This window comes from Nocardia sp. NPDC019323, from assembly GCF_044389845.1.
GTDB classification, from domain to species: domain Bacteria; phylum Actinomycetota; class Actinomycetes; order Mycobacteriales; family Mycobacteriaceae; genus Nocardia; species Nocardia implantans.
Map to the genome: position 1 here is coordinate 62,836 of NZ_JBIRYN010000003.1, position 11,868 is coordinate 74,703.

The 11,868-nt window shown below is 69.8% G+C and carries 12 protein-coding genes; 7 read left to right on the forward strand and 5 right to left on the reverse strand.

Annotated features, from left to right (window positions below; translation table 11 throughout):
• The first annotated feature begins 66 nt into the window (after positions 1-66).
• Positions 67-477 carry a nitroreductase family deazaflavin-dependent oxidoreductase gene (locus ACH49X_RS13295; RefSeq protein ID WP_195077371.1) on the forward strand — a complete coding sequence of 137 codons (411 nt, stop codon included), beginning with the start codon at positions 67-69 and terminating at the stop codon, positions 475-477.
• Positions 478-505: 28 nt separating this feature from the next.
• Here ACH49X_RS13295 and ACH49X_RS13300 read toward each other — a convergent pair whose 3' ends face one another.
• The 4 genes from ACH49X_RS13300 to ACH49X_RS13315 all read right to left on the reverse strand — a co-directional run bounded on the left by ACH49X_RS13300 (position 506) and on the right by ACH49X_RS13315 (position 4,182).
• Entirely contained in the window at positions 506-1,438 is a 933-nt protein-coding gene (locus ACH49X_RS13300) for an alpha/beta hydrolase-fold protein (RefSeq protein ID WP_323123946.1), read from the reverse strand.
• A gap of 143 nt (positions 1,439-1,581) precedes the next feature.
• On the reverse strand, positions 1,582-2,574 hold the full coding sequence (locus ACH49X_RS13305; protein WP_357204872.1) for a hypothetical protein: 993 nt from the start codon (positions 2,572-2,574) through the stop codon (positions 1,582-1,584).
• Entirely contained in the window at positions 2,561-3,862 is a 1,302-nt protein-coding gene (locus ACH49X_RS13310) for a hypothetical protein (RefSeq protein ID WP_357204875.1), read from the reverse strand. Before ACH49X_RS13310 ends, ACH49X_RS13305 begins: the two co-directional genes overlap by 14 nt.
• Positions 3,859-4,182, reverse strand: coding sequence for a hypothetical protein (locus tag ACH49X_RS13315; protein WP_195043187.1), 324 nt, complete (start codon positions 4,180-4,182; stop codon positions 3,859-3,861). The genes ACH49X_RS13310 and ACH49X_RS13315 overlap by 4 nt, the downstream gene beginning before the upstream one ends.
• 406 nt (positions 4,183-4,588) lie before the next feature.
• On the opposite strand from ACH49X_RS13315, the gene ACH49X_RS13320 reads away from it, so the two are divergent.
• The 4 genes from ACH49X_RS13320 to ACH49X_RS13335 all read left to right on the forward strand — a co-directional run bounded on the left by ACH49X_RS13320 (position 4,589) and on the right by ACH49X_RS13335 (position 8,982).
• Positions 4,589-5,665 carry a sugar ABC transporter substrate-binding protein gene (locus ACH49X_RS13320; protein WP_195077374.1) on the forward strand — a complete coding sequence of 359 codons (1,077 nt, stop codon included), beginning with the start codon at positions 4,589-4,591 and terminating at the stop codon, positions 5,663-5,665.
• Between the two features lie 72 nt (positions 5,666-5,737).
• Positions 5,738-6,511, forward strand: a complete 774-nt coding sequence (locus tag ACH49X_RS13325; protein ID WP_357104226.1) for an ATP-binding cassette domain-containing protein — start codon at positions 5,738-5,740, stop codon at positions 6,509-6,511.
• Positions 6,508-7,743, forward strand: coding sequence for a sugar ABC transporter permease (locus ACH49X_RS13330; protein ID WP_195077376.1), 1,236 nt, complete (start codon positions 6,508-6,510; stop codon positions 7,741-7,743). The genes ACH49X_RS13325 and ACH49X_RS13330 overlap by 4 nt, the downstream gene beginning before the upstream one ends.
• Before the next feature lie 30 nt (positions 7,744-7,773).
• Positions 7,774-8,982: an ROK family protein gene (locus ACH49X_RS13335; RefSeq protein ID WP_195077377.1), complete on the forward strand. Its 1,209-nt coding sequence runs from the start codon at positions 7,774-7,776 to the stop codon at positions 8,980-8,982.
• A gap of 15 nt (positions 8,983-8,997) precedes the next feature.
• Here the strand turns inward: ACH49X_RS13335 and ACH49X_RS13340 are convergent, their stop codons facing one another.
• The gene (locus ACH49X_RS13340) at positions 8,998-10,245 is read right to left on the reverse strand and encodes an acyltransferase (RefSeq protein ID WP_195077378.1); all 1,248 of its coding nucleotides are present in this window, start codon (positions 10,243-10,245) and stop codon (positions 8,998-9,000) included.
• A gap of 225 nt (positions 10,246-10,470) precedes the next feature.
• Here ACH49X_RS13340 and ACH49X_RS13345 point away from each other — a divergent pair, with 225 nt between their 5' ends.
• Both ACH49X_RS13345 and ACH49X_RS13350 read left to right on the forward strand, forming a co-directional pair.
• Complete coding sequence (locus tag ACH49X_RS13345) at positions 10,471-11,157, forward strand: crotonase/enoyl-CoA hydratase family protein (protein WP_357204878.1); 687 nt, start codon at positions 10,471-10,473, stop codon at positions 11,155-11,157.
• A 7-nt stretch (positions 11,158-11,164) separates the two neighbouring features.
• A complete protein-coding gene (locus tag ACH49X_RS13350) occupies positions 11,165-11,746 on the forward strand; it encodes a TetR/AcrR family transcriptional regulator (protein WP_195077380.1) in 582 nt (193 codons plus the stop codon).
• The last annotated feature ends 122 nt before the right edge of the window (positions 11,747-11,868 follow it).

An 11,868-nucleotide genomic window follows, 5' to 3' on the forward strand; every position in this document is an offset into this window, starting at 1 on the left:
CGGCAGCCAGATCTGGGTAGGCTCGCGCACGACCCGGCGCACCCTACTCCCTAGGAGAGACAAGCCATGGCAGGCGACTGGAACACCCAGATCATCGAGGAATTTCGCGCCAACCAGGGCAAGGTCGGCGGCCCCTTCGCAGGCCGCGAGCTGCTGTTGCTGACCAGCACCGGCGCGAAGTCGGGTCGCCCGCGCACCAATCCGCTCGCGTTCATTCGCGACGGCGAGGACATCGTGGTGGTCGCCTCCAAGGCGGGCGCTCCCACCAATCCCGACTGGTACCACAACGTGCGCGCCCATCCGGAGGTCACGATCGAAATCGGCACCGAAACCCTCGAGGCGACCGCGACCGCGATCACCGATGGCCCGGAACGCGATCGCCTCTACGCCGCGATGGTCGAGGTGATGCCCGGCTTCGCGGAATACCAGGAGAAGACCGATCGGGTGATTCCGGTCGTCAAGCTGACGCCGCGCTGAGCGGAGCAGTTCGCGGCCGCGAGCGCGCTCATCCCGCCCCCACCGAGGACAGCAGCATGGGCAAGGCGTTCTGCATCTGGATCTTCCAGGCGTCCCAGTTGTGTCCCTGGGCGGGCACATAGCGCTCGTCCACCTGCGCGCCGAGTTCTTGCAGGCGGTCCACGAAACGGTAGTTCTGTTCGTAGGCTGCGGATTCCACGGGATCGCCCTTGCCGTAGGAGACGAACAAGGGGATGCCGGTGAGATCGGCGGCCCGGCTGTAGGGGTTGTTGGCGACCCAGATGTCGCGGTTGACGGTGTAATCGCCCCAGACTCGTTTCCAGTCGGCGGCGCAGCCCTGGCCGGGCTTGTCGGGTTCGCCGGGGGCGCCGGAGTCGTGCAGCGGATCGACGTTGCCGCTGAAGGAAGCGGCCGAGCGGAACCATCCCTGGTGGGCGGCGGCGAACTTCATCGCCCCGAGGCCGCCCATCGAATTGCCCGCGATGGCGCGGGTCGCATTGGCGCGGTAGCCGGTTTCCAGCAGGGTGCGCACGTCGTTCAACAGGTAGCTCTCCCACGCAGGCGGGCCGCCGTGGCCGTCGTTGTACCAGTCGGAATACGCGCTGCACCAACTAGTCTCGGGTAGTACGAAGATCGCTTCCCGTCCCGCGGTCAGCGCCGCCAGATCGCCTTTGTCGGTCCAGGATTTGTGGTCGTCGAAGCCGCCGTGCAGAACCCACACCGTCGGCCAGGTGCGGGCGGCGTCCTTGGACCAGCCAGGGGGAAGCAGCAGTCGCACCACCTTGACGGACCAGTCCGGGCCCTCGAGGTTCGGGGAGGACACTCCGATGTCGAGAATCCGGTCGCTCACCCTGGTCTCCCAGCGCACCGTCGGCGCCGCGTGCGCGGAGGCCACGGATAGAAAAGGCGCGATGAGGCCCGCGACGACGATGGTGAGGGCTATCCGGATCAGGCGATGCAACGGTCCAACCTTTCGCTTCGCGATCGTGTCGGAACGATCGCTGCCGCAAGTCGATTCACCGCTCATCATGCTCGGCGAACATTGGTGTTCGCAAGAGTGGTCCGGCACCGGCGGCGGAACGAGCCGGTCTCGGCCGGATGCCCTCAGCCCGCCGTGATGCTGGTGATCAGCGTTTGATCCGTTCCGGTTCGGGTCGTGATGAACTGCGTGAAGGTGTTCGCGTCCTCGCCGGGAAACTGCTGCGTCAAACGCACTTCCCACCGTGCCTGGCCGTCGGGGCCGTCCCCGGCCCGGGAGATCTGCACGCAGTAGCGGGTGCCCGCGGGCACCTGATTGATGCCGCGCTGGATCTGATCGGCGGGTGATACGGCGGCGTCGGGGGCGACCACCGCGCGCGCCCGGTATCCGGATCGTTCGGCGTAGTAGGCGTACTCGAAGGCGAAGATGGCGTCGGGGCCGTTGCCGGTGCCGCCCGGATCGGTGCCGGAAATGACGTCGCCGGTGCGTTTCTGCTCGCATCCCGGCGTGGCGATGGCCCACGGCGGCCTGACCCGCGAGGTTGATGTGGACGTAACCGGTGCGGGCCCGGCCGCGCGCGGCGGCGACGTCGCCGCCGGCTTGCGGGAATTCGACTCGGAACCGTAGATCATGGCCATGCCGATCGAGACGGTGGCGATCGCGATGCCGAGGACGATCAGGACGGTCAGCGAACGGTTGCCGCGCTGCTGATCGGTGCGCCGCGGACGCCGCACGGGGGTGCCGGGATGGATGCCGGATCGATTGACGACGGCGGGCGCAGGGACGTGGCTGTCCGCGGCCTTGACCTGCTCCGGCTCGGCCGGTGCGCCGCGCTGCTGTGGGGCAACGGGTTGCGCAGCCCGCACCGCGGCGGGTGCGGGCTCCAGCCATTGCTCCCATTCGCCGAAGCGCGGCCTGGTCTCTTGCCGCTGCGGCTGACGCGGTGGTTCCGGCGCCTCGTACTGCGGTTCACGACGACGGGTCTGCTTGCGGCGCCCGGGCGAACGACGTCGTTTGGACGGCTTGCTCGCGGGGATGCGCAGCATCGGCAGACCCGTGTCGAACGGGTTGGCCTGGCCCGCGCCCTGACTGGGATGCTCCCGGTCAGGGGGCGTCATCGTCGAATTCGCCCAGCACCGGCACGACCGCCGTCACGGCGGACGGGATGGTCACGCCGAGCTGGCCGTCGCGCGGCTTGTGTTCGTGGTCCTCACCGCCGGGCGGCGCGGCGGGCGGCACCACCATGCCGCCGGTCGGGCCGGGGTGCGCCGGATGGTCGGGGTTGCTCGCGGGCGCGGGCGGTGCGGAATCGGCGGGCGGGATGACCGCGGGCGCGGGCCTGCTCTCCGGCTTCGGCACGTCCGCGCGGGCGGCGGGGGCGGAGTTGCCGGGCGGGATCACCGAACCCGGGCCGCTGGTGGACGGCTTGTGCTCCGGCGATCCGCCGAAGTCGAACAACTTCGAGGAGTTCTTCGAGTCGTCGCCGTTCGAGCCGGGATTGGTGGTGGATCCAGGGTTGATCAGCTCCGGGATCGCCTTGTCCGCGGCCGCCGCGACGGTGTCGATGCCGTGGATGCCGACTTCGGCGATCTTGTCGATGATGTGCGTGCCGATGTCGACGCCCGCGTTGATGGCCGTGGTGCCCAGATCCACTCCCGCGGAGATGAGCTGCTGCTGCAATTGCAATTGCGCGACCATGGCCGGGTCCATCGGCTGGGTGGTGGCGGGTGCCGTGGTGCCGGGCACGACTTGACCGGTGCTGCCGGGAGAGACGGCTTGCCCTTGGGAGACGCCGGACGGTGTGGTGACCGTGAGCGGACCCATCTCGTCGAGTCGCCTGGTGTGGTCGTCCATTTCGGTGCGCGCGGCCGTCACGGTGGTGAGCGCGTCGCGCAGCGCCTGGGTGGCGCGGGTGATGACGGCGTCGGTCTCCGGTGCGGAGGTGGCGTTGTCCAGGATCTCGCGCGCGTCGCGCCGGAAGTCGGCGATGATCTGGTCGACCCGCCGCGCCGCGCGCCCCGAGGTGGCGTGCGCGTCGGCGAGCACGGACAGATAGGCCGGACCGCGATCGGAGATGTCGCCGATCTGGGTCTGCGTGGTGCGCATCGCGGGCACCGCGCTGTCGGCGGCCTTCGAGGTCCAGGTCGACTCCAGCGCGTGCAGGCCTTCCCGGTGCGGACCTTCGGTGTCGGCCGCCTGCGTGGAAGCGGCCGACAGCGCCCCGGTCGCGGCCGCGCTCGGCACGCCGACGCCGGTGCCGAGCGAGGAGCGCAGCGTCAGAAGGGGTTCGACCAGCGCGGCGACGATCGGCGGATCGACGCCCGGTTCGGTGCTCAGCGGTCGGGTGGTCTCGGCGGCGGGCTGGGTGACGTGCGCGCGTTTGCGCAGTCCCATCAGGCTTCTCATGCCGACGCCTCCCCGGACCTGGTGATCGCGCTCGCCGTCGCGGCGTCGACATCCTGCGCGCTCTCGCTGTAACCGCGCAGCACCTGGCCGTAGGCGCCGACCAGCTGGCCCGCCGTCGACAACGCTTCGGCGTGTTCGGAGACGGCCGCGGAGAAGCGCGCCGCGAATTCCGCACCGACGAGCCCGAGATCGGCGGCCAGCCGTTCCGGATCCACCGCGCCGGAGGCGACCGTGGCCGCCGACGCCAATTGTTTCGACACCGCGTCCGCGATCGCGGTGTAGGCGGCCACCGCCGCCGGGTCGAGCCTGAGCGTATCCACTGTTCCCCTCCCGGATCCCAGTCTGTCGCTACCGCGCCATGATTCACCGCCAAGGGTACTGTGCCGGAGGCCCGCCATGCGCCCGTTCCTCGGTGGTCGGTTCCGCGCGTGGGCGACTCCTGGGCGTGTCCGGTGCCCGCCCCTGAGTGCGGGTGATGCCTCCGGCATCCGCGGGCGTGGCCGGAGGGATCGGCCGACATCCCTGTTCACGAGCCATCCCGCGCCCCTTGCCGATCCGGCCGCGGTGCCATCGACCTCGGCGAACGTCTGCGTGTCGAGATTGTTATCCGGAACAACAAATTAGCTGTTGTGCGCTGTGTCACAGTGGAATATGTTGCTGTCCACAACATTCGTTCCACTCCGACCGGCCGGGGCATCGTCTCGGCCGGTGATGAAAGGCCCACTCATGCGTAAGGGCATCTTCAGCGCCGCCGCGCTGTCGTTCGCGCTGCTGGCCGCCACACTCACCGCGTGCGGCGACTCGGGGGACTCCGGCGGCGAAACCCGGATCGGCGTGATCCTCCCGGACAGCAAGACCTCCGCCCGCTGGGAGACGGCGGATCGCAAATACCTGCAACAGGCGTTCGACGCCGCGGGCGTCAAGGCCGATATCCAGAACGCCCAAGGCGACAAGAACGCCTTCCAGACCATCGCCGACCAGATGATCACCAACGGCGTCTCGGTGCTGGTGATGACCAACCTGGACAGCGGCACCGGCAAAGCGGTGATCCAGAAGGCGAAATCGCAGGGCGTCACCGTGATCGACTACGACCGGCTCACCCTGGGCGGCGGCGCGCAGTACTACGTGTCCTTCGACAATGTGAAGGTCGGCAGTCTGCTCGGTGCGGGCGTCGCGCAGTGCCTGACCGATCGCAACGCGGTGCGCCCGGTGGTCGCGTACCTGAACGGCGGACCGACCGACAACAACGCCACCCTGCTGAAGACCGGCTACGACGGTGTGCTGAAGCCGCGATTCGACGCGGGCCAGTACGTCAAGGGCCCCGATCAGGCCGTCCCGGAGTGGGACAACACGAAGGCGGGCACCATCTTCGAGCAGATGCTCACCGGACGGCCTGACATCGGGGGCGTCGTCGCGGCCAACGACGGATTGGCCAATGCCGCGATCGCGGTGCTGAAGAAGCAGAAGCTCAACGGCCAGGTGCCGGTCAGCGGGCAGGACGCCACGGTGCAGGGCCTGCAGAACGTGCTGGCGGGCGACCAGTGCATGACCGTCTACAAGGCGATCCAGAAGGAGGCCGACGCGACCGCGAAACTCGCGGTCGGGCTGGTGAAAGGGGAGCAGGGCACGACCAACGGCACGGTGCGCGATCCGGAGTCGAACGCCGACGTGCCGTCGGTGCTGCTGGAGCCCAAGCCGATCTACCCGCGCGACGTCAAGGACGTAGTGGCCGACGGCTATGTCACCAAGGCCGAGCTGTGCACCGGCGAGTTCGCGAAACTCTGCGCGGACAACGGGATCTGATATCGCACGCCCCTTCCGCGGTTCGATGAGGGGAGCGCGGAAGGGGCTCCTTCCCTTGGCGAGGAGCCACCCATGTCCGAACCGCCGGTCATCGAATTACGCGGAGTAGAGAAGAGTTTCGGCCCTGTCCACGTGCTGCACGAGGTCGCGTTCAGCGCCTATCCCGGCGAGGTCACCGCGCTCGTCGGAGACAACGGGGCGGGCAAGTCCACGCTGGTCAAATGCATCGGCGGAACCCATCCGATCGACGCGGGGGAATTCCTGTTCGACGGCGCGCCGGTGCAGGTGCACAGCCCGCGCGACGCGGCGGCGCTCGGCATCGAGATCGTCTACCAGGATCTCGCGCTCTGCGACAACCTCGACATCGTGCAGAACATGTTCCTCGGCCGGGAACGCAGGCGCGGTCTGGTGCTCGACGAATACGCGATGGAGGAACTCGCCGAGAAGACGCTGGCGAGCCTGTCGGTGCGCACCGTCAAGTCGGTCCGCCAGCAGGTCGCGAGCCTGTCGGGCGGGCAGCGCCAGACGGTGGCCATCGCGAAAGCCGTGCTGTGGAACAGCAAGGTGGTGATCCTGGACGAGCCGACGGCCGCGCTCGGCGTCGCGCAGACCCAGCAGGTGCTCGAACTGGTCCGCAAACTCGCCGACCAGGGCCTCGCGGTGGTGCTGATCTCGCACAACATGAACGACGTCTTCGCGGTGTCCGACCGGATCGCCGCGCTCTATCTCGGCCGGATGGCCGCCCAGGTACGGACCTCCGACGTGACGCACGCGCAGGTCGTCGAATTGATCACGGCAGGCCGCAGCGGCGCGCTCGGCCTCGAGGCGAGCGGAGTGACCCGATGACCGCGGTGACCACCGAGCGGCGACCGGCGGCGCCGGTGACCGACCTGATGACCGGCTACGTCGGCCGGATGCGCGGCGGCGACATGGGGGCGTTGCCGTCGGTGATCGCGCTCGTCGTGCTGTCGGCCGTCTTCTGGGCGGCGCGCCCGGTCTTCATGTCCGAGGCCAACTTCGCGAATCTGTTCACCCAGGGCGCGGCCATCGCGGTGATCGCGATGGGGTTGATCTTCGTGCTGTTGCTGGGCGAGATCGACCTTTCGGCCGGATTCACCAGCGGGGTCTGCGCCGCGGTGCTCGCCGTGCTGCTGACCGACGAGGGGTGGCCGTGGTACGCGGCGGTGCTGGTCTCGCTGCTCACCGGCGTTGCGATCGGACTGGCGATCGGCACGGTCGTGGTGAAGATCGGGATCCCGTCGTTCGTGGTGACGCTGGCGGCGTTCCTCGCGTTGCAGGGCGTGGCGCTGAAGATCATGGACAACGGCCGCAACATCTCCATCCGGGACGAGACGATCGTCGCCATCGCGAACAAGAACGTGCCGCCACTACTGGGCTGGGTGCTGTACGCGGCGCTGATCGCGGGTTTCGCCCTCGTGCAGTACCGGAAGTGGCGGGCGCGCGCGAAACTCGGGCTCACCGGCACGGCGGCGCGGGTGGTCGTGCTGCGGGTCGCGCTGCTCGCGCTGGTGGCGGGCGCGGCGGTGCTGGTGCTCAACGGCGAGCGCAGCCGCAATCCGGCCGTGCACTCGCTGGCGGGTATGCCCATCGTGGTGCCGATGATCGTCGCGCTGTTGCTGCTGTGGACGTTCGTGCTGGACCGCACCGCGTTCGGCAGGCACATCTACGCGGTCGGCGGCAACGCGGAGGCGGCTCGGCGCGCGGGCATCGCGGTGGATCGCGTGAAGATCACCGCTTTCGTGCTGTGCTCGGCGATGGCGGCGGTGGGCGGGCTGATCGCGGCATCGCGGGCGAACTCCGTCGATCCGAACACCGGCGGCAGCGACGTGCTGCTCACCGCGGTCGGCGCGGCGGTGATCGGCGGCACCAGCCTGTTCGGCGGGCGCGGGCGGATGCTGGACGCGGTGCTCGGCGCCGCGGTGGTCGCCGTGATCAACAACGGCATGGGGCTGATGGGCTACAGCGCGGGCACGAAATTCGTTGTGACAGGATTCGTGCTGCTCTTGGCGGCCGGAGTGGACGCACTCTCCCGTAAGCGTGCGCTCCCGCGGCGATGAATTCCAGCCCCCGTGACGAAAGCCCGGTGAATGCGAGCAGCACCTTCGCCCGATGAGATCCGCACGCGCAACCTCGCCGCGTTGCTGCGGCACGTCCACCGCGACGGAGCGGTGTCGCGCGCCGCGCTCGCCGAGCGAATGGGGTTGAACCGCAGCACGATCCTCGCGCTCACCACGGATCTGGCGGCGGCGGGGCTGGTCAGCGAGGAATTGCCCGGTCAGACCGGGCGGGCGGGCAGACCGTCGCTGGTGGTGCGCCCGCAGGCCGAGCGCGTCTACGTCGTCGCGCTGGACGTCGGTGCGGACCGGCTCGCCGCCGCCCGGGTCGGGCTGGGCGGCTCGGTGCTCGATCGCACCGCGGCCGCCCGCCCCGGCGGCGCGTTCGACCCGGACGACGTGATCGCCGCGCTCGCCGCGATGGCGCGGGAGATGATCGCCGCCGCAGCGCCGGACGCCCGGTGCGTCGGGGTCGGGGTCGCGTTCTGCGGCATGGTCCGCGAACAGGACGGCGTCGTGCGATACGGACCGAATCTCGGCTGGGTGGATGTCGCGTTCGGCGCCGCACTGACGCGGGAACTCGGTCTCGGCCTCCGCGTCGCGGTCGGTAACAACGCCAACCTCGGCGCGCTGGCCGAACGCGAACGCGGTGTGGGCGAAGGCTTGGCGAACCTGATCTACCTGCACGGTGACGTCGGCATCGGCGGCGGCATCATCGTGAACGGCGAATTGCTCGGCGGCGAAGGCGGTTACGGCGGGGAGGTCGGGCACATGATCGTCAATCCTGGTGGGCGGCCGTGCGCCTGCGGTTCCCGTGGCTGCCTCGAAGTCGAAGCGGGTGAGCTCGGGTTGATCGCGGCGGCGGGACGGACCGAGCCCGCGGGTCAGGCGGCGGTGGACGCGATCATCGAGTCCGCCGCGCGCGGCGACGCGGCGGCACGCGACGCGCTGCACCAGGTCGGCGAATGGCTCGGCTACGGCGTCGCGAATCTGGTGAACGTCTTCAATCCGTCGATGGTGGTGTTCGGTGGCGTGCTGCGGGAGATCTATCTGGCCTCGGCGGCCCAGGTGCGCAGCCGCGTCGCGGTGAACGGCCTGCAAGCCCTCCGTGAACGAGTCAGGTTGCGCACCAGCGCGCTCGCGGGCGACGCCACCTTGCTCGGCGCCGCGGAGCTGGCCTTCACCGATGTGCTCACCGATCCTTTGCAGACTCTGTCGCGCAGGCAGGCCGCGCGCGCCTGACGGGCGCGGCGGGGTTCACGCCGCTCCCGCGGCGCTGAACTCCGACAGGTGGCTGGTCAGCAGTCGTACCCGCACCCGCTGTTCCTCCGTGGTCTCCTCGGGGTGATGGATCTCGATGCTCAGCCGGTCGTCGAAGGTGCTGATGATGATGGTGCCGCTCGGCTGCTGCAGCCGGTGCCCGGTCTTGTCCGGCTTGCCGAGCATGATCGAGCGGAAGTCGGTGATGCGCAGCTCGTCCGGCACTCCGGGCCTTTGCACGCGTCCCCAATTGGTCGCCAGCACGATGCCCGGTGCGCGCGGTGGGGGACCGGCGGCGATCTCGGGAATGTGCAGCGGGGTCTGCTGCACGAGGCCGGTGTGCAGTCCCGCGCGCAGCGTGTCGCTGATGGCGCGGGCCAGTTCGACCAACGTCGTGCCGGTGGTCGGCGTCGGGGCGAAGTTGGCGAAGCCGAGCACGTTGGTGCCTTCGGTCGTCCCGATCGGCGGGGTCACCCGGGTGCGCAGGTCCACCGAGTAGGTGTAGGCCAGTTCGGTCAGCGGCAATCCGCGCAGCTCGGCTTCGGTCAGCAGGATCGCGGCGGAGGCGAGGCCGTTGATCGTGGTGTTGTTCCGGTGCCCGAGTTCGATCAGCGCGGCGGTCTGCTTCCTGGTCAGCCTGCAGCGTGCGGTGCGCGGGACGAGGTAGCCGGAATCTTCCGGCTCCGAGTGGCTTCCGGCGACGCCGGCGGGGCGGTGCGGCGCGACCGGTGTGCCGATCTTCCGCACGCCGCGCTCGCGCAGCAGCTCCTCCACCGAGCGCGGGAAGCCGTGCGGCGGCAGTTCGGCGGATCGGCCGCGGGTGCGGTCGGTGTAGCAGGACAACAGCTCGGCGAACACGGCCAGCGAATGACAGGCATCCGCGATGCTGTGGTGGGTCACCAACGTGACGCCCGCGCTGTCGCCGTCCCGGACCACGCACAGCGAGGCGAGCGCCTCGCGCTGGTCGAGGCGGGCGCCGGTGAGCAGTTGTTCGGGATCGCCCGCGGCGACCGTCAGCTCGGGTGCGGCGCCGGGGGATTCGAGCAGCAGGTGGCCGCCGCGCCCGTCCGGCTCCAGATGGGCGCCGAGGATCGGACGGGAGCGAACCACGGCCTCGAACGCCGCCGACAGCGCGGCGAGATCCAACCGGCCCGCGACCCGGATCGAATAGCCGACGAGGACTTCGCTGTTGGCGAAGATGGCCTCGCTCGGCGCCAGCGGGCGGATGGCGGTTGCTGCGGTCATGTCGCTTCCTTCACCTGGGCCTGTCCCGAGGCTAGTCCGAAGCCCGGACGCGCCAGGCTTTTTCGGCAGCATCGTGTGCTTGCTGTATCGGGCGATCCGGCGCCGTTGTTTCGTCTCTTCGCGGCGGCAGCACCTGGTCCTGCTCGGGCCGCCGCGACCGCAGCCCGCAATTAGCTGCGAGGCTCTGGAGTGCTACTCTAGAGTTCTGCTCTAGAGGAGGCTGTCATGACCGAACTCGTCACCTACCGGCTCGACGACGGCGTCGCCACGGTCACGCTGGACGACGGCAAGGCGAACGTGATGTCGGAGCACATGCTCGGCGCCATCGCCGCCGCCTTGGACCGGGCCGAGGCGGACCGAGCCGTCGTGCTGCTGACCGGCCGCCCGCGCGTGTTCTCCGCCGGTTACGACCTGGCGACGTTCTCCCGTTCCGCCGACGACATCCGCCGCACCCTCCGGGCCGGCGGCGACTTGGTCCACCGGCTGCTCGGCTTCCCCTATCCGGTCGTGGCGGCATGCCAGGGGCACGCCATCGCCCAAGGCGCGTTCACGCTGCTGGCCACGGACGTGCGGTTCGGCGTGACAGGCGATTTCAAGCTGGGTCTCAACGAGGTCGCGATCGGGCTGACCATTCCGCACTACGGTGTGGAACTGGCGCGGCACCGGCTCACCGCGCCCGGTTTCGACCGGGCGGCGAACACCGGGATGCTGGTCGGGCCGGAAGAGGCAAGGGAATTGGGCTTTCTCGACGTGCTCGCGGCCGATGCCGACGACCTGCGCACGCGCGCGACGGCCGAAGCGCGCCGGTTGACCGGAATCGACTTCGCGGCGCACGCGGGGACGAAACTGCGTGTGCGCGCTCAGGTGCTCGCCGCGGTCCGTTCCGGCATCGACGCCGAGTTCGGCGAGTAGCCCGGCCGTGCGCACTCGTGAGCGCATTCTGGCCGAAGCCACGCGCCAGCTGCTGGCCAAGGGGTACGCGTCCTTCACGGTGGCCGGTGTGCGGGACCGGCTCGGCTTGTCCAGCGGCAGCATGTTCCACGCGTTCGGATCGAAAGCCGAACTGGCCGCCGCCGTCTACGTCTCCGGGATGCTCGATTACCAGCGGACGGTGCTGGAGCGTCTCGACGCGCCGGACGCAGGCGCCGAACAGGCGATCCGCGCGATGCTCGCGGCCCATCTCGGTTGGGTGCAGGACCACAGGGAGCTGGCCCGATTCCTGTTCGCCACGTTGCCGGACGAGGTAGTGGGTTACGCGGAACCCGAACTGGCGCAGCACAACCGGGTCTTCTTCGGCGCGCTGCAGCGCCGGTATCTGGAGCTGCTCGGCGCCGCGGAGGCGGGCGGCGAGGGCTACCCGGTGGCGCACGCGATCTGCGTCGGACCGGCGCAGGAGTACTGCAGGCAATGGGTGCGCGGACGCGTCACGGCGCCGCCGCGCACGCTGACCGCGACCTTGCAGGAGGCCGCCGTCGCCGCCCTGGCCACGCTGACCCGCTGAGCGGCGACGCGCCGTGCGGCTCATCGGCGCAGGACGACGCGACCGCGACCGCGACGATGCTCGCCACGCCGGTTGCGGATCGGCCACGGGTGATCGACAGTGGTTGTCGAGTTACGGTGCGG